Source organism: Kitasatospora sp. P5_F3, from assembly GCF_054049135.1.
The window spans coordinates 1-17,092 of sequence record NZ_JBFUMY010000015.1 but is presented as its reverse complement, the minus strand read 5'-3'; the positions used below and the strand labels follow the sequence as shown (position 1 = coordinate 17,092).

Genomic DNA, 17,092 nt, shown 5'->3' with positions numbered 1-17,092 from the left:
CTGAGAAGGGGCGCTTCCCAGCAGCAGAGCCCCCAGAAAACGGCGCCCCATCCCAGAATTGAGGACCCGTCACCATGACCACCACCACCTGTCCGACCGACCTGGCCCGGTTGACCGAGACCGTCGGCTTCGTCCGGGAGCAGGACACCGCCACCCTGCTGCCGCTCCTCCTCCCGGGGCTCGATGCCCTCGAACTGCGCGCAGTGGTGGACCGCTGCCGGTTCTCCCACGCGGCCCTGCTGGTGTTCCCGCCCTCCCCGGAGGCGCTGCACGCCCTCCTCGCCGACGGCGGACTGCCCCCCGACGCGACAGCGCGCCCCAGCGTGGTCGTCCGGGACCGCCTGGCCGCCCGCCACGGCCGTGACCCGGCGGAGCTGGACGTGCAGATCCTCCGCCCACGGGTGGCGGGGTCGGACCGGACGGTCGAGGTGTTCGCCCTGCTCGTCCCGCCGGGCTCGGACCTCACCGGCCTGGCCGAGCAGGAGCGCACCCGCGACCACGAGGCCCATCTCGCCCTGGAGGTCGAGCAGCCCGACCCGCTGGTGCTGCGCGGTCTGTGCGCGCTGCTCACCCAGCACGGCGCCACCGCCGACGGCGGCGGCTACAACCCGCACGAGGACGGCACCGTCCTCTACTTCACGGTGCCCGCCGGCTCCAAGACCGGATATCGGCGGCTGGAGCTCTACGTCCCCGGCGAGCACCCCGACGTCCTGGCCGCCCACCTGGCCCGGCACCGGGCCGGCCGGCCCGCCGAGGCGCTGCTGCGTCAGCTGACCGGGGCGTGGACCACCCAGGCCCTGGCCGTCTGTGCCGAACTCGGGCTGCCCGACGCCCTCGACACCCACACCGCGCTCGGTGCACCGGCCCTGGCCCTGGCAGTCGGCGCCGACCCGGACACCCTGGTCTCCCTGCTGCGCTACCTCGCGATGGTCGGCGTGGTGTCGGCCGACGGGGAAGGTGACGGGGACGGCTACCGGCTCACCGAGACCGGTGCCCTGCTGCGTACCGACGTCCCGGCCTCGATGCGTCCGCTCGCCCTGATGTACGGCGGCCCGTTCTACCAGTCGTTCGCCGCCCTCGGACACACGGTGCGGACGGGCGAGGTGGCCTTCGACCACCTGTACGGCGAGAACCACTTCGACCACTTCGCCCGCGACCCCCGGCTCGCCGCGCTCTTCGACGACTCGATGGCCGCGAGCTCGCGGATGTTCGACCCGCTCTCCGCCCACCCCGCCGTCACGACCGCGGCCCGGGCATCCGACCCCGGCACGGTGGTCGACGTCGCGGGCGGGAACGGCGAGCTGCTCGGCCGCCTGCTCGCCGCACACCCCGGGCTGAAGGGCGTGCTGCTCGAACGCCCGCACGCCGTCGAGGCCGCCCGCCGCGCCCTGGACGCGGCCGGCCACGGGGACCGGTGCGCGTATGTGGCGGGCGACTTCGCCGACGTCCCGGCGGGCGGGGACGTCTACCTGCTCTCCCGGATCCTGCACGACTGGGACGACGACCGGTGCCGGGAGATCCTGCGGCACTGCGCCCGCGCGATGCCCGCCCACGCCGACCTGCTGGTCGTGGAGCGGGTCCTCCCGGCTGACGACTCGCCCTCCCTCGCCACCGCCTGGGACCTCCACATGCGCTGCAACGTCGGCGGCCGCGAACGCCGGGCCGACCACTACGCCCGCCTGTTCGCCGACGCGGGCCTCACCCTGGTGGACACCGCCCCGCTCCCCTTGGACGCCACCGTCCTGCACGTCCGAAAGGCCGGAACCGCAGTCCCCGGCCAGGTGACCCGCCCCGGCAGGTCCTAGGTCCAACGTAGGGTCTGACGAAGTCCGCCCGCCCGGTCCGATCAGGTGGCCCGACGGGTCATCCTGGTCGGGACGGGAAGCAGCTCGGCCGGAGAGCTGTTCGGTCCGATGCGTGCCCGTCGAAAAGCGATGGGGGGCGGACGATGAAATGGTTAGTATCCCTAAATATGTCTGATACTCACGGATCGCACGGATCCCAAGGATCCACAGCCGAGCAGGGCTGGCTCCGCCGACTGATCAGCTACAGCTGGCGGCACCGCCGTAACGTGCTGCTCTCGTTCGGCGCGTCGCTGGTTGGCATGGCCGTCACCGCCACCGTCCCGCTGATCACCAAGGTGATCATCGACGACGTGATCACCACGCACACCCGGCCGCTCACCCCGTGGGCGGTGGCCCTGCTGGTGGCGGCTGCGGTGGTCTTCGTCTGCACCCAGGTCCGCCGCTACTACGGGGGCCAGCTGGCCGTCGACGTCCAGCACGACATGCGGTCGGACCTGTTCCGTTCGCTCACCCGGCTGGACGGTGACCGGCAGGACCGGCTGGACACCGGCCAGGTGGTCGGCCGCGCGACCTCGGACCTGCAGCTGATCGTCGGCCTGCTGTCGATGCTGCCGATGATGACCGGCAACGTCCTGATGTTCGGCATGTCCGTCCTGGTGATGCTCTGGCTCTCGCTGCCGCTCACCCTGGTCGCCCTGGTGATGGGCCCCGCCCTCTGGTGGTTCGCCACGCTCAGCCGGAAGCGGCTGTTCCCCGCGACCTGGGCCGCCCAGCAGGAGGCGGCGGCGGTCGCCGGGGTGGTGGACGGTGCGGTCGGCGGCGTCCGGGTGGTCAAGGGCTTCGGCCAGGAGGCCCAGGAGCGGGGCAAGCTGGAGCGCGCCTCGCGCGAGCTGTTCGGCGCCCGGCTCCGCTCGATCCGGCTGAACAGCCTCTACACCCCGGCGATGCAGGCCATCCCGGCCCTCGGCCAGGTCGCGGTGCTCGCGCTCGGCGGCTGGCTGGCCGTCCGGGGCCAGGTCACCCTGGGTACCTTCGTCGCCTTCTCCACCTACCTGGCGCAGCTCACCGGCCCGGTCCGGATGCTCACCATGGTGATCACGGTCGGCCAGCAGGCCAGGGCCGGGGTCGAGCGGGTGCTCCAACTGGTCGACCAGCGCCCGAAGGTGCAGGAGCGTCAGGACGCCGTCGACCTGACCACGGCAGCGGCCACGACCACAGACGCCCCCGCCATCGAGTTCGACCAGGTCGACTTCGCGTACGGCGAGGCGGCCCCCGTCCTGCAGCGGCTGAGCTTCCGGCTCGCCGAGGGCGAGACACTGGCGCTGGTCGGCGGCTCGGGCTCGGGCAAGTCCACCGTGGCCCAGCTCCTCCCGCGCTTCTACGACGCCACCGAGGGCACCGTCCGCCTCTACGGCCACGACGTCCGGGAGCTGACGCTCGATTCGATCCGGGCCACCGTCGGCATCGTGCCCGAGGACAGTTTCCTGTTCTCCGACACCGTCGGCAGCAACATCGCGTACGGGCGCCCGGACGCCACCGAGGCCGAGATCGAGGCCGCCGCCCGGGCCGCGCAGGCCGACGGGTTCATCCGTGAACTCCCGGACGGCTACGCCACCAAGGTCGGCGAGCAGGGCCTCACCCTGTCCGGCGGCCAGCGGCAGCGGATCGCGCTGGCCCGGGCGATCCTGAGCGACCCGCGCATCCTGCTGCTGGACGACGCGACCTCGGCGGTGGACCCGCAGGTCGAGGCCGAGATCCACCAGGCACTGCGCGGTGTGATGGCCGGCCGCACCACGCTGCTGATCGCCCACCGTCGCTCCACCCTCCAACTCGCGGACCGGATAGCCGTACTGGAGCGCGGCCGCCTGGTCGACCTCGGTACGCACGAGGAACTCGACGCCCGATGTCCCCAGTACCGGGCCCTGATCAGCGACCCCGACGCGATCCTCGACGCGGCCCCCGAGGAGGAGACCCCCGAGCAGGAGCCCGAGGCCACCAACACCGGCACCGACCCCGAGCTGCTCGCCAAGGTCGCCGCCCTGCCCCCGGCCGTCGACACCCCCGACATCCCGGTCGAGCAGGCCGAGGCCGGTGACCCGGACTTCAGCCTCCGCCGCCTGCTCACCCCGTTCCGTGCGCCGCTCACCGTCGCCCTGCTGCTGGTCGCGCTGGACGCCGCCGCCGGGCTGACCCTGCCGATCCTGATCCGGCACGGCATCGACGACGGCGTCAGCAAGGCCGCGATGGCCGGGGTCGCCACCGCCTCGCTGCTCGCCCTGGCGATCGTGCTGCTCGACTGGGTGGTGCAGACCGCCGAGGCCAGGGTCAGCGGCAGGACCGGCGAACGGGTGCTCTACACCCTGCGGTTGAAGATCTTCGCGCACCTCAACCGGCTCGGCCTGGACTACTACGAGCGTGAGCTGTCCGGCCGGATCATGACCAGGATGACCACCGACGTCGACTCGGTGTCGAGCTTCCTGCAGACCGGTGTGGTCACCGCTGTGGTCAGCCTGTTCACCTTCTTCGGCATCTTCGCCGCACTGCTGGTGATCGACGCGGGCCTGGCCCTGATGGTCTTCGCGGTGCTGCCGGTGCTGGCGGTCGCCACCCTGGTGTTCCGGCGCAAGTCCAGCACCCAGTACCAGGTCTCCCGGGACCTGATCAGCACGGTCAACGCCGAGCTGCAGGAGAACGTCGCGGGCATGCGGATCGTCCAGGCGTTCCGCCGACAGACCGTCAACACTGACCGGTTCGTGGCCAGCGGGCTGGCCTACCGGCACTCGCGGGTCAGGGCGCAGCTCTACATCTCGCTGTACTTCCCGTTCGTGCAGTTCCTGTCCAGTGCGGCCGCCGCCCTGGTGCTGATCGCCGGTGCCGCCCGGGTCGAGTCGGGCACCCTGACGATCGGTGCGCTGGTCGCGTACCTGCTCTACATCGACCTGTTCTTCGCCCCGGTCAACCAGCTCTCGCAGATCTTCGACGGGTACCAGCAGGCCGCCGTCGGCCTCGGCCGGATCCGTGACCTGCTGCGCACCCCGACCAGCACGCCGGGTGCGGCGGACCCGCTGCCGGTGAAGAAGCTGCGGGGCGAGATCACCTTCCAGGACGTCAGTTTCGCCTACCACGGCGGTGCTGACGGCCACTCCGACGTGCTGACCGGCATCGACCTGCACATCCCGGCCGGGCAGACGGTGGCGCTGGTCGGCGAGACCGGCGCGGGCAAGTCCACCCTGGTCAAGCTGGTCGCCCGGTTCTACGACGCGACCGGTGGCAGCGTCCGGATCGACGGCACCGACATCGCCGCGTACGACCTGGCGGAGTACCGGCACCGGCTCGGCGTGGTCCCGCAGGAGGCGTACCTGTTCGCGGGCACCGTGCGCGAGGCGATCGCGTACGGGCGGCCGGAGGCGAGCGACGCCGAGGTGGAGACGGCCGCCCGGGCGGTCGGCGCCCACGAGATGATCGTCCGGCTGTCCGGAGGCTACGCGCACCGGGTCTCCGGCCGGGGCCGCAACCTCTCCGCCGGGCAGCGGCAGCTGATCGCGCTGGCCCGGGCCGAGCTCGTCGACCCGGACATCCTGTTGCTGGACGAGGCCACCGCCGCGCTCGACCTGGCCACCGAGGCCGCCGTCAACCGCGCCGCCGACCGGATCAGCGGCGGCCGCACCACCCTGGTGATCGCCCACCGCCTGACCACCGCGGAGCGCGCCGACCGGGTGGTGGTGCTGGACCACGGCCGGGTGGTGGAGGACGGTACGCACGCCGGCCTGCTCGCCGAGGACGGCGCGTACGCCCGGCTCTGGCGGGCCTTCGTCGCGGACAGTCACCAGAAGCAGCGGGTGTAACGGCAGGTCAGCCCGCCGTCGGTGCCCGCAGTTCACGCGGGCCACCGGCGGTGGCGTCGGCGACCAGCTGGGCGAACCAGGCCAGGCCCGGGATCAGCAGCACCCAGCCGAGCAGCGCCCACCCCAGGTGGAAATGCTGCAGCGCCCGGCCGAGCGCGGCCACGCCCTCCGCCCGCTCCCGGCCGTCGGCCGACTCGTAGGTGATCCGCCGCAGTCCGGCCGGGTGTTCCTCGGCCGGGCGGACGGTGAGCGCCACCGGCGAGCGGGCGATGATCCAGCGGCCGACGCCGCTGCACACCCCGCAGGTCTGGGCGACGTGGATCTCGGCCGGCGCCGTGCCCGCCCACGGGCGCAGCCGGGGGAGCCAACTGCGCACCCCGGCGGTGTACTCGGCCCAGCCGGGTCCGTACCGCTGCGCGAGTTCGGCACCCTCGTGCCAGGAGGCAAGCCCGGCGCTGTAGGCGAGGCTCACCCCGGCGGCCGCCAGCAGCCAGGCGCTGCCGGTGAAGGCGGCCAGCACCAGGTGACACAGCACCAGCGAGAGCTGGATCGGATTGCGCACGTACGCGTACGGGCCGCTGGTGACCAGCCGGTGCGGCGGGTCGTACGGCAGCGGGGTGCCGCCGCCGCGCACCACGAACTCCCGTACGGCGGCGACCCCGAGCAGCATCGGCACGGCCAGCACCTGGAGGCCGGTGCTGAGCGCGGTGCCGTGCGGGAGCCGGGCCCCGGCGGCCGCCATGGGCAGGGCGAGCATCAGCACGGCGGCGATCAGCACCTGCCCGGCGGCGCGCAGCCGGAGCCGCTCGCCGCGGGCGGTCCAACGGGCCAGCAGCAGCCCGGGCAGCAGACAGAGCGCGATGGCCAGCGCCTCACCGGTCAGCCACTGCCCGCCGAGCCGGACCACCGGGTCGAGCAGTGGCATCGCGGCCAGGTCCAGCCAGCCGAGCAGGGCGGCGGTGAGCGGCCACGGCAGCCGGTCGGCGGCCAGCGGCGGCAGGACGCCCCAGAGCAGCACCCAGCCGAGCAGCAGGTCGACGGGCATCCCGGCGACGGTGCCGCCCTCGGCTCGGAAGCTCCACCAACCGACCTGTACGGCCAGCAGGTTGACGGCGGGCAGCAGGGCGAGCTGCCAGGCCCCGCCGACGATCGCGGCCGCGATGGCGGCCCGGTCCGGCCGCCGGAGAGCGGCTGCCAGCACGACCGCGAGCAGCGGTACGAACAGGCAGGCCGCCCGGATCAGGGCCGGAGCGCTGTCGACGGTGGCGGTGGTCACGGCTGCGGCGTGAAGGTGTCGGCGAGGTAGTTGGCGGCCTGTTCCATGCCGTAGTTCTGGATCGGGCCGAAGTACCAGCCGGGGTCGAAGGTGCGCTGGTAGCCGAGCTGCCAGGTGACCTCGGTGCCGCCGTCGGCGGTGGGCTGCCAACGCACCTCGGAGGTCCGGAAGTTCAGCCACCGTGCGGTGGTGGAGTCCTGCTCGACCCGGAACAGCACTCGGCCCTGGTCGCGTTCGGCGATCCGCAGCGTCATGGACCGGGGCGTGGGCGTGGCACCGATGCCCAGTGACTTGCGCGGGTTGAAGGTGATCAGGCGTCCGTCGCCGACCGCCAGGCCGCTGCCGGTGACCTGCTGCGGCCGGGGGAACGGGACCTTGAGGAACACCGGGCGGGGTGTGCCGAAGACGGGCGGAGCGGCCAGCGCGGCGGCGAACTGATCGGGCGTCACGGACAGCGTGCGGGTGACCGTCACCGTGCTGTCGCGCTCCACCGTGCCGTCGACGCCCTGGAGGACGGCCAGTCCGAGCAGCGGGGCCAGCGCGAAGGCGTTCAGCCGCTGCCGTCCGCCGGGCTCCTTCGCCGGGCGGCGCGAATGGTCGACGGCCCGGCCGATGCAGGCCGCCACCAGGTAGAACAGCGGCGCGGCGATCAGCAGGCAGATGATGCCTTCGTTGAGCAGCGGACCGGCCAGCGCCAGCCCGATGGTGACCGAGGCCATCGCGGTGCCGGTGGCGCTCTTCGGCCGGGCACTCAGCGCCACGGTGATCGCGATCACGGCGGGCAGGCCGACGTAGAAGAGCGCGGTCTGCTCCAGGCCGCCCGCGTGCAGCACCTTGTAGCCGAGCATCGCGAGGAAGAGCGCGGCCAGCACGATCGCCAGCCGGCGGCGGGCCGAGTGCTGGGCCGTCCGCTCCGGCTCGGCGTAGGCCGGTATGTCCTGACTGTCGCTGCTGTTCTGATCCTCGGTCATGCCCACCCCTTGATCGGTCGGTTTAATCACCTGATTAAACCGTATGATGAACGAATCCAGTGACGGGGGGCAAGACCATGGCGGCGACTGCGGACAGCGGAGCCCAGACCAGGGAGCGGCTGATCGAGGCCGCGACGCGGGTCCTGCGGACCCACGGGTACGCGGGGTCCAGCGCGCGGGTGATCGCGAAGGAGGCGGGGGTCAACTCGGCCCTGGTCTTCTACCACTTCGGCGGCGTGGACCCGCTGCTGCTGACCGCCTTCGACCGGGTCTCCGAGGACCGGATGGCCCGGCACCTGGCGACCGTCGCGGAGGTCCGCACCCTGGAGGAGCTCGCCGCCGCCGCCGAACGGATCTACCGCGACGACCTCGACGGCGGGCACCTCACGATGTTCTCCGAGCTGGTCGGCGCCGCCGTCGCCCGGCCCGAGCTGCGCGCCGCCGTCTCCGAACGCGCCGAGCCCTGGCTGAAGTTCGTCGAGACCACGCTCGAGCGGGTGATCGGCGGCACGCCGCTGGCCAGGCTCACCCCGCCCCGGGACCTCGCCAACGCGGCGATCACCTTCTACCTCGGCGTCAACCTCTTCACGGTGCTGGACGCCGACCGGAGCCGCACGGAGTCCCTGTTCGCGATGGCCCGGCGGCTCGCCCCGCGCGCCAAGCTGCTCACCATGCGGCTGCCCGGCCGCCGCCGCCCCACCACACCGGCTCAGCTGGAGGCCGGACCGGCCGAGGGCTGACGGACGGTCAGGAGTACCGTTCCGACGGTGGACGACGACGTGCGGCCCTGGGAGGTGGCAGCGCCGCTGGTACGCGCGGCGCAGCGCGGCGACGCCCTGGCCATGGACGACCTGCTGAAGCTGATCACCCCGTACGTCACCCGGCTGTGCGCGTCGATCGCCCTGGCCGACACCGCCGACGCCGTACAGGAGTCGCTGCTCGCCGTCTTCCGCGGCCTGCGCGGGCTGCGCGACCCGGTGGCGGTCTACGGCTGGGTGCGGGCGCTGACCGTCCGGGAAGCGGTCCGGGTGGCCCGGCGGACCGGCGCGGAGACCCCGGCCGACCCCGAACAGATCACCCGGCTGCGGGACCTGCTGCCCGCCGCCGGCACCGAGTTGACCGCCGAGGTGCGGGACCTGCTGGCCCGGCTGCCCGTCCAGCACCGCACCGTCCTGGTGCTGCGCGAACTCGAGGGGCTGGACGAGCGCACCATGGCCGAGCTGCTCGACATACCCGAGGGCACCGTGAAGTCACGGCTGAGCAGGGCCCGTTCCTCCTTCCGGAAGGCGTGGACGCGGTGAACGGACCGGATCGGATCGCCCGGCTGCAGGTCCTGGCGGCCGGGCTGCGCGCCCCGCTGTACGCCGAGCGGCGGCTCGACCTGCCCTTCGACCGGGTCTGGGCGGTGGTCGCCGACCTGGAGGGCGAGCTGCCCCGGCTGATCTCCTTCGTCCGGGAGTTCCGGGTGCCGGCCGGGGACAGCGAGCTCAAGCAGGCCGAGGCCGTGGACGTCCTCGGGCTCCGGGGACCGTTCGAGGTGCGGCTCCGGCCCGGCTGGTGCCTGATGCAGTCCCGGCTGGTGACCATGGGCATGGCCGCCGAGCCCGACGGCGACGGCACCCGGTTCGCGGTCTGCGGCGCGCTTCGGCCGGCCGCCCTCGGGCCGGTGCAGCGCGGGTACCGACGCCTGATCGGCGAGCGCCGGGCCCGCGCCTTCTTCCGCGAGGTGGAACGCCGGGCCGCGCTGCGCTGATCCCCCGTCAGCCCGTCCTGGCGATCAGCTTCCGGAGCGCCTCGGCCACCTGCGCCGGGCACTCCTCGGGCAGGTGGCCTCCGACGCCGGGCAGCACCGAGACGGTCAGGTCGTCGGCGTTCGGTTCTGCGCCGCGCAGCAGGGCCGGAGGGATCACCGGGTCGTGCTCGCCGCCCAGCAGCACGGTGGGGACGGCCAGCCGTCGGCGGCGGTGCGTCCCCCGGAAGCCCGCCGGGATGTCCCGCAGCACGTACTGCCAGAACAGCGACTGCCCGGCCCGGGCCGACTGCCGGGTCGCCTCGGCGAACTCGGTGAGCTCCGCCGCCGACCAGCAGCCGGGGTCGGGGGCGGCCCGGCGCAGCAGGTATCGGGTGAAGGCGGGCCAGTGCCGCAGCACCAGCCGCCCGACCACCGGGTACTCGATGAAGGCGGTGAACCACATCCGCCAGAGGTTCGGCAGCACCTGACGGTGTGCCGTCCAGGGGTGGGCCATGTTCAGCGCCAGGAACGCCCGGAACCGCTCCGGGGCCTGCTGGCAGATCCGGAATCCCACCGCGGCGCCCCAGCTGTGCCCGACCAACGTCACCCGGTCCAGGCCGAGCGCGTCCAGCAGCGCGAGCACGTCCGCACCGAGGGAGTCGGTGTCGTAGCCCCGTGCGGTCTGCTCGGACCAGCCGAAGCCGCGCAGGTCCACACAGATCAGCCGGTGGTCGGCCGCGAGCAGCGGGGCCAGTCGCCGCCAGGCGTACCAGTGCTGCGGGAAGCCGTGCAGCAGCAGCACGGGCTCGCCGCTGCCGAACTCGGCGAGGTGGAGGCGGGCGCCCCGGACCTCCACCCAGCGGTGCTCCGCACCTTCCAGGTCGGGCATCGGACGGTTGCTGACGGTCATGTGGTCTCCTTCGGCGGGATGCGGTCGTCCTGCCAGGAGGCGCGCGATCCGGCGGAGGTTCCCGGGAGTTTCGAAGTCGAGGCCGTTCGATCACGGAGCGATCTCGGGCGGGACGCAACTGTGCAGCTCGGCGATTGCGAAGCGGCTCTGACGGGACGTCACCCGAGGTGCTGCTGATAGACAGACCGGGCGACCGGGCACGAGGCCGGGAGCGACTCCCCGGTCCACCCTGGTCGAGAGGCCATGCCCATGTCTTCGCGGACGGGGCGCAGCTCTGCGCGCCTTGCCGTCACCGCTCTGGTGACCCTGTTCTCCGCCGGATACCTGCCCGCCTACCTGCTGCCGACCATCGTCGGCCGGCTGGTGACCGGCTTCGGCCTGACCACCCCTCAGGCCGGGGCGGTGGGCAGTGCCCTGCTGCTCACCTCGGCCGGGGCCGGCCTGCTGCTGGCCGGGCGGGTCCGCGCCCTCGGCCCGGTCCGGCTGGCCAGGACCGGGCTCGGGCTGCTGATCGCCGGTGCGCTGCTGGCGTCCGGCGCTACCGCGCTGCCGCAGCTGCTGGTCGGCTGCCTGCTGACCGGGATCGGCGCGGGGACCGCGACGGCGGTGGCGGCGGTCGGGGTGGCCGCCTCGGCCGATCCGCACCGCAGCTCCGCGCTCGGTCTGCTGGTCACCTCCTGCGTGGCCGCCGCGCTCTTCCTGCTGCTGCCCCGGCTCGGTGCCGGGCACCCGCTGCCGTTCGCCGCGCTGGCGGGCTGGGCGGCGGTGGCCTGGCTGACGGCGGGTCGGCTGATGCTGGTTCGGGAGTCGGCCTCGGGCAGGATCAGGACGGCACTGCCCCGGAAGCCGGCGGGCCTGGTGCTGGCCGGCGGCATGATGCTCTGGTCGATGGCGCAGAACGCGCTCTGGGGTGTCAGCGGCCAGATCGGACTGAGCCGGGTCGGGCTCTCCGAGCAGGCGATGGGCCTGGTCCTCGCGCTGGCGCTGGGCGGCGGGCTGCTCGGCGTGACGGTGGCCGGAGCGGTCGGCGCCCGGCTCGGCCGGGCCCTGCCGATCGGCCTCGGCACGGCGGTGATCGCACTCTGCGTGCTGCTGACCGGCAGCGCCGAGTCGGTCGGCCCGTTCGCCCTGGGTGAGGTGCTCTGGAACACCTGCTACCCGCTGGTGCTCACCTACCTGATCGGCATGGCGGCCGCCCTCGACCAGGGCGGCCGGTGGGCGGTGCTGGCCGGTTCGGCCTCCTCGCTCGGGGTGGCCTGCGGGCCGGTGGTCGGTACGGCGCTGGCGGCGGCCGCCGGGTACCCGGCGATGGGCGCGACGCTCGGCGGGCTGCTGGCCGCGGTCGCGGTGCCACTGGTGCTGGTCGCCCGGCAGCGGCAGGCCACCAGGGTGTTCGTCCCGGCCCAGCGGGCTGCGCCCGACGAGCTGTTGACGGATCCGGTCCTCAGCCTCCGCTGACCGCGAGCAGCGCGGACAGCAGCCGCCCGAGGTCGGCGCCCCGCGGCAGGTCGCTGACCTGGCCGTCCCCGACCTCGACCACCCGCCAGGCCCCGCCGTCCGCCGTCTGCGCCAGGTCGGTAGTGACGAACCGGCAGCCCAGCTCCCTGACCAGCTGCCCGATCCCGTCGAGCTCGGGCCGGACCTCCGCGTCGGGGCAGTCCGGGTGCGGCCCGACCAGGACGGGTTCGCCGTCCAGCCACCAGACCCGCGCCTCCTCCACCCGCCCACCCTCGTCCCGCCGGAACTCCTCGAACCGCCGCAGCACCACTCCGCCGGTCAGGAACTCCTCCTGGAGTTCCACGAACCGCCCCACCACCCGCGCCAGCCCGTCCGGATCGCCCAGGTCGGGCACGTAACAGGCCTCCGCCCACTCGTGCTTGCGCGACTTCACGTAGTCCTTGACGATCGCCGGCCCGTGCCCGCCGAGCTGCCGGGCCGCCTCGGCGAGCTGCTCCGGAGTCGGTCCCGACAGCCCGGGCACCCAGACGCTCTCCGGGGTGGACCCCGCGAAGACCGGGTACCAGCCGGGCAGTTCATGGGCGTCCGCGTACGAGGCCGGTGAGGTCAGCAGCGGCCGCCCGCGCTCGGCGAGCGCCTCGGACAGCGCCGCGTACGCCGGTACCGGCACCATCCAGCCCCGGTACCAGAGCGGTCCGCCGCCCGCCGGGACCCGGCGGACCGCCTCCCGGACGTCCCCGGCGAGCAGCGCATCGTGGTCGAGCAGGACGAACCCGCCGCCCAACTCCTCCACCCGGCGGGCCTCCCGGAGGTAGTGCGGGTCGGGGCGGCCGGGAGTCAGCGGGTCGGCAGGCAGCATGATCACCGGCTCAGGGTAGAACCTGGCCGCCGGAATTGCAGTGGTCCGACGCGACGGCGTTCTGCCAGGGTGACCGGATGCGAACCCCACGACGTGCGGCCAGGACCGCGGTACTGGAACCAGGCGGCGCGGTCTTCCTGCTGCGATCCGACAACAGCGAGGTCGGTGTCCACTGGAACATGCCCGGCGGTGGCATCGAGGACGGCGAGTCCCCGACCACCGGAGCCGGCCGGGAGCTGTGGGAGGAGACCGGCTGGACCGACCTCGCGCCGGGCCCGCTGCTCTGCACCTGGGAGCACGACTTCACCTGGCACGGCATCCCGGTCCGGCAGTCCGAGCACATCTACCTCGGCCGGGGCCCGCTACGCGACCCGGTCGGGGACGTCAGCGAGATGCACCTCGCCGACGGGATTCTGGGCTGGCGCTGGTGGACGCCCGAGGAACTGGCCGACCCGCAGGCCGACCCGTTCTGGCCGCCGAAGCTCCCCGAGCTGCTGGCCACCGTCCGGGACGACTGGCTGGCCGGACGGGAGACGGTGAACCCGGTCCACTTCGGCTACGTGCCCAACCAGCCGCATTGCTGACGCGGTCCGGCCCGGTGGAGGTGACGTGCCGTCACCTTGTACGAATCTGGATTAGGTAAGGCAAGCCTATCCAATCGCCTGAAAGGAACTGCAGCCAGGCCCGGAAAACCCGTGCCACCGGCGGCCCCTGGTCCGTACGCTGGGCGTCATGAAGCAGCAGCCGTGCCTGAACTGGTGGCCGTCCTAGGACGGCCACCCTTTCCCGCGCGACTCCAGGGCCGTCCGACCGGACGGCCCTGTTGCGTTTCCTCAGGGCACCCCGGTGGACGACCCGACCCACCGTCAGCCACCGAGGAGCACCTGATGCAGATCGAGACCGTCCAGCAGCACCCCGACCGGTACCGCGTCCTGACCGGCGACCGCCCCACCGGCCCGCTGCACCTCGGCCACTACTTCGGCACCCTGCACAACCGCGTCCAACTCCAGCGGATGGGCGTCGAACTCCTGCTGGTGGTCGCCGACTACCAGACCCTCACCGACCGGGACCGGGCCGACCGCCCCGCCGAGCACGCGGAGAACCTGGTCCTCGACTACCTCGCGGCCGGGATCGACCCGGAGCGGACCACGATCTTCAAGCACAGCTCCGTCCCGGCGCTCAACCAACTGCTGCTCCCCTTCCTCAGCCTGGTCAGCGTCGCCGAACTCGGCCGCAACCCCACGGTCAAGGACGAGATCGCGCACTCCAGGCAGGCCACCGTCAGCGGGCTGATGTTCACCTACCCCGTCCACCAGGCCGCCGACATCCTGTTCTGCAAGGCCAACCTGGTCCCGGTCGGCCGCGACCAGCTTCCGCACCTGGAGACCACCCGCACCATCGCCCGCCGGTTCAACGAGCGCTACGCCACCTCGCTGTTCCCCGAACCGCAGCCTCTGCTCTCCGAGGCACCGCTGCTCCCCGGCACCGACGGCGGCAAGATGAGCAAGAGCCGGGGCAACGCGATCGCCCTCGGCGCGACCGAGGACGAGACGGCCCGGCTGATCAAGGGCGCCACCACCGACGCCGACCGGCACATCACGTACGACCCGGAGCGACGGCCGGGAGTCTCCGGCCTGGTCCAGCTCGCCGCGCTCTGCGAGGGCCGTGACCCGGCCGAACTCGCCGCCGAGATCGGGCACGGCGGCGCTGGCGCGCTCAAACGCCGGGTCACCGAGACGGTCAACGAGTACCTCCGCCCGCTCCGTGCCCGCCGGACCGAACTCGCCGCCGACCGCGCCCTGCTCCGGGCCGTGCTGGCCGCCGGAGCCGAACGGGCCAACGCCGTCGCGGAAGCCACCCTGGGTGAGGTCAGGTCCGCGATGGGCATGGGGTAGGACTGTGGCAGGCGCGCGGACCCGCGTCGCGCGCCTGCCTCTGCTCCCGCCCCCTCGGAAGGAACTGACGATGTCCCAGCAGACCTGGACGACCGCGCCGCGCCGCGCCCGCCGGCTGGTGCCGGGCGACCGGGTGGCTTTGGTCGCCACCAGCGGCGCCATCGACCTGGACCAACTCACCGCAGGCACCGCGATCCTGCGCTCCTGGGGGCTGGACGTCGTCCTCGGCGACCACCTGACGGACCGCCATCTCGGCTACCTGGCCGGTACCGACGCCGACCGCGCCGCCGACTTCCAGCGCGCCTGGCTCGACCCCACCATCGCCGCCGTCATCTGCGCCCGGGGCGGCTACGGCGTCCAGCGGATGGTCGACCTGCTCGACTGGGACGCGCTGCGCGCCGCCCCGCCCAAGGCCCTGGTCGGCTTCAGCGACATCACCGTGCTGCACGAGACCGTCGCCCAACGCCTCGGCGTCCCCACCCTGTACGGCCCGATGGGCACCGGCGCCACCTTCATCGCCGACCCGCCCACCGCGGAACACCTGCGCCGTACTCTCTTCACCCCGTCCTCGACCCTGGTCGTGGGTGGCCGGGGTGTCTCCGGTGCTTCGGGTGCCGGGCCGCTCGTCTCCGGCACCGCCCACGGCGTCACCGCCGGCGGCTGCGCCAGCCTGCTCGCCGCCGAACGCGGCACCGCCACCGCCCGCCGCTCCTTCGCCGGCACGATCCTGCTGCTGGAGGACGTCGGCGAGCACCCCTACCAACTCGACCGCATCCTCACCCAGCTGATCCGCTCCGGCGCCCTGGACGGCGTCGCCGGCTTCGCGCTCGGCTCCTGGGAGGACTGCGGACCGCTCGACCAGGTCCGCGCAGTGCTGTCCGACCGGCTCGCCCCGCTCGGTGTCCCGGTCGCCTGGGAGCTCGGCTTCGGCCACTGCCCCTCCACCCTGACGGTGCCGCTCGGCCTGCCCGCCACCCTGGACGCCGACGCCGGGACGCTCACCTTCGACGTACCGGTTCTCACTGGCGAACTCGCTGAGTAGGGTGCGGCCCATGCACGAGGAAGCCCGAGCGGCACACACCAGTGACCCTTCCGCTGCCACCGACCCCGCCTCACTTGTCGAACTGGCGGCCCGGCTGCTGAACGGGCGGACGGTCCACAAGGGCCGCTCCCTCCTCGGCCTGGCCGGCCCGCCCGGCGCGGGCAAGTCGACCCTGGCCCGGTACCTGGTCACCGAGCTCAACCGCGCCGAGGGTCCAGGCACCGCTGCGTACCTCCCGCTGGACGGCTTCCACCTCTCCAACACCCAGCTCGACCGCCTTGGCCTGCGCAGCCGAAAGGGCTCACCCGCCAGCTTCGACTCGCTCGGCTACCTCGCCCTGCTGCGCCGGGTCACGGTGGAACGGTTCAACGACATCTACGCCCCCGGCTTCGACCGCCACCTGGACGAGCCGGTTGCCGGCCGCCACGTGATCCAGCCGCACACCCGCCTGGTCATCACCGAAGGCAACTACCTCGCCAACGACGACCTCCCGTGGAGCGAAGCCCGGGCCCTGCTGCACGAGCTCTGGTACGTCCAGACCGAGGACGACGTGCGGGACGAACGGTTGATGCGGCGTCACGTGGCCGGCGGGCGGAACCCGGCGGCCGCCCGGGACTGGATCACCGGCAACGACGGCCCGAACGGCGAGTACGTGAAGCTGGGCACGGCGGCCTGTACGAGGGTGGTCCGAGCTGGCGGTTTGCAGCTGGACGGCGGCGGGGGTAGTGTTYCCTAGTCGCTCGGCAGGGAGCACCGGACACGCATCGGCGCGGACGGTCCCGGRGYGGCCAATCCTCTGAACACATCTTCTGATCGAGCTGATTCGCGCGTTTTTGCGGGTCGGGTCTATTTGTCGTGTGCGTTTATATGGATTGCGGCTGGATTCGCTTTGTGAAGCGGGGATCGGCTAAGGTTTGAAACGTCGGACAGGCCGTCAGGTCGGTTRCGACACAAGCTTCTTGAGGCTCYGGAAGCGCGGAACGGCWGGYCAGGGAAACCTGGTAGGGTCGGAAGCGCCGAAAGGCCGAAGGAAAGAGTGAGTCGGGTGAGTGAAACTCCGGAAAACGGAGCGGAAAACATCTGATAAGCTCGGAACACGAAAGAACGAAGCRCCCGGAGGGTCCGCCTGATAAGCGGCTCGAAGGAAGTRTCCGTTCCTTGAGAACTCAACAGCGTGCCAAAAGTCAACGCCAGATATGTTGACATCCCCGGCCTCACCGWTTGGTGGGGTTGGAGATTCCTTTATGAAGTAAAACACTAGCGAGGACGCAGTGCGCGGGGCCGCCTATTCCGGTGGTT

At 72.7% G+C, this 17,092-nt stretch carries 14 protein-coding genes; 10 read left to right on the top strand and 4 right to left on the bottom strand.

The genetic code is table 11. The annotated features are described in order from the left end of the window. Positions 1-74: 74 nt before the first annotated feature. Positions 75-1,805, top strand: a complete 1,731-nt coding sequence (locus ACXJMZ_RS12835) for a methyltransferase (protein ID WP_457030144.1) — start codon at positions 75-77, stop codon at positions 1,803-1,805. A 167-nt stretch (positions 1,806-1,972) separates the two neighbouring features. Continuing rightward, positions 1,973-5,650, top strand: a complete 3,678-nt coding sequence (locus ACXJMZ_RS12830) for an ABC transporter ATP-binding protein (protein ID WP_457030143.1) — start codon at positions 1,973-1,975, stop codon at positions 5,648-5,650. 7 nt (positions 5,651-5,657) lie between these two features. Here ACXJMZ_RS12830 and ACXJMZ_RS12825 read toward each other — a convergent pair whose 3' ends face one another. Together ACXJMZ_RS12825 and ACXJMZ_RS12820 are read right to left on the bottom strand one after the other, a co-directional pair. Continuing rightward, the gene (locus tag ACXJMZ_RS12825; protein WP_457030142.1) at positions 5,658-6,926 is read right to left on the bottom strand and encodes a methyltransferase; all 1,269 of its coding nucleotides are present in this window, start codon (positions 6,924-6,926) and stop codon (positions 5,658-5,660) included. Then, a complete protein-coding gene (locus tag ACXJMZ_RS12820) occupies positions 6,923-7,897 on the bottom strand; it encodes a hypothetical protein (protein ID WP_457030141.1) in 975 nt (324 codons plus the stop codon). Before ACXJMZ_RS12820 ends, ACXJMZ_RS12825 begins: the two co-directional genes overlap by 4 nt. Positions 7,898-7,974: 77 nt before the next feature. Here ACXJMZ_RS12820 and ACXJMZ_RS12815 point away from each other — a divergent pair, with 77 nt between their 5' ends. The 3 genes from ACXJMZ_RS12815 (at position 7,975) to ACXJMZ_RS12805 (ending at position 9,650) form a co-directional block, all read left to right on the top strand. Beyond that, positions 7,975-8,637 (top strand): TetR/AcrR family transcriptional regulator, encoded by a 663-nt coding sequence (locus tag ACXJMZ_RS12815; protein WP_457030140.1) that lies wholly within the window; start codon positions 7,975-7,977, stop codon positions 8,635-8,637. 102 nt (positions 8,638-8,739) lie between these two features. Then, positions 8,740-9,198: an RNA polymerase sigma factor gene (locus ACXJMZ_RS12810; RefSeq protein ID WP_457030218.1), complete on the top strand. Its 459-nt coding sequence runs from the start codon at positions 8,740-8,742 to the stop codon at positions 9,196-9,198. After that, positions 9,195-9,650 (top strand): hypothetical protein, encoded by a 456-nt coding sequence (locus ACXJMZ_RS12805; RefSeq protein ID WP_457030139.1) that lies wholly within the window; start codon positions 9,195-9,197, stop codon positions 9,648-9,650. Before ACXJMZ_RS12810 ends, ACXJMZ_RS12805 begins: the two co-directional genes overlap by 4 nt. A 7-nt stretch (positions 9,651-9,657) precedes the next feature. Here ACXJMZ_RS12805 and ACXJMZ_RS12800 read toward each other — a convergent pair whose 3' ends face one another. Beyond that, a complete protein-coding gene (locus ACXJMZ_RS12800) occupies positions 9,658-10,539 on the bottom strand; it encodes an alpha/beta fold hydrolase (RefSeq protein ID WP_457030138.1) in 882 nt (293 codons plus the stop codon). 249 nt (positions 10,540-10,788) lie between these two features. Here ACXJMZ_RS12800 and ACXJMZ_RS12795 point away from each other — a divergent pair, with 249 nt between their 5' ends. Further along, the gene (locus ACXJMZ_RS12795; RefSeq protein WP_457030137.1) at positions 10,789-11,997 is read left to right on the top strand and encodes an MFS transporter; all 1,209 of its coding nucleotides are present in this window, start codon (positions 10,789-10,791) and stop codon (positions 11,995-11,997) included. Here ACXJMZ_RS12795 and ACXJMZ_RS12790 read toward each other — a convergent pair. Beyond that, positions 11,984-12,856: an ATP-grasp domain-containing protein gene (locus ACXJMZ_RS12790; protein WP_457030217.1), complete on the bottom strand. Its 873-nt coding sequence runs from the start codon at positions 12,854-12,856 to the stop codon at positions 11,984-11,986. The two genes, ACXJMZ_RS12795 and ACXJMZ_RS12790, sit on opposite strands and share 14 nt — an antisense overlap. A 77-nt stretch (positions 12,857-12,933) precedes the next feature. Here ACXJMZ_RS12790 and ACXJMZ_RS12785 point away from each other — a divergent pair, with 77 nt between their 5' ends. The 4 genes from ACXJMZ_RS12785 (at position 12,934) to ACXJMZ_RS12770 (ending at position 16,529) form a co-directional block, all read left to right on the top strand. Further along, positions 12,934-13,440, top strand: a complete 507-nt coding sequence (locus ACXJMZ_RS12785) for an NUDIX hydrolase (RefSeq protein ID WP_457030136.1) — start codon at positions 12,934-12,936, stop codon at positions 13,438-13,440. A 303-nt stretch (positions 13,441-13,743) separates the two neighbouring features. After that, complete coding sequence (gene trpS / locus ACXJMZ_RS12780) at positions 13,744-14,751, top strand: tryptophan--tRNA ligase (RefSeq protein WP_457030135.1); 1,008 nt, start codon at positions 13,744-13,746, stop codon at positions 14,749-14,751. Positions 14,752-14,821: 70 nt separating this feature from the next. Then, entirely contained in the window at positions 14,822-15,793 is a 972-nt protein-coding gene (locus ACXJMZ_RS12775) for a S66 peptidase family protein (protein ID WP_457030134.1), read from the top strand. A 10-nt stretch (positions 15,794-15,803) separates the two neighbouring features. Beyond that, positions 15,804-16,529 (top strand): nucleoside/nucleotide kinase family protein, encoded by a 726-nt coding sequence (locus ACXJMZ_RS12770; RefSeq protein WP_457030133.1) that lies wholly within the window; start codon positions 15,804-15,806, stop codon positions 16,527-16,529. The last annotated feature ends 563 nt before the right edge of the window (positions 16,530-17,092 follow it).